The following is a 249-nucleotide window of genomic DNA, read 5'->3' as shown; positions in this document are numbered from 1 at the left end:
CTGTGAAGGGTTATCAAAGACTCAACTCAGAGGCTATGCGAGTGATTAAACCAGGAGGCATACTATTTACGTTTTCATGTTCGCAGGTTGTTGACCGCCAATTGTTCTATGACTCCATCGTGTCTGCGGCTATTCAGGCCGGGCGACAAATAAAAGTACTTCATCATCTGTCGCAACCAGCGGACCATCCGGTTTCTATTTTCCATCCTGAAGGCGAATATCTTAAAGGACTTGTTCTTTATGTAGAAT

General features: G+C 44.2%; 1 pseudogene. It reads left to right on the top strand.

Features of this window, described 5'->3' with window-relative positions:
• Positions 1–249: pseudogene (locus KK062_RS30450) on the top strand (class I SAM-dependent rRNA methyltransferase); the annotation flags it as partial.

It is taken from the genome of Dawidia cretensis, assembly GCF_018598175.1.
Classification (GTDB): Bacteria; Bacteroidota; Bacteroidia; order Cytophagales; family Cyclobacteriaceae; genus Ohtaekwangia; species Ohtaekwangia cretensis.
Note: the sequence above shows the minus strand (reverse complement) of the source record. Positions and strands in the feature narration are given on the sequence as shown.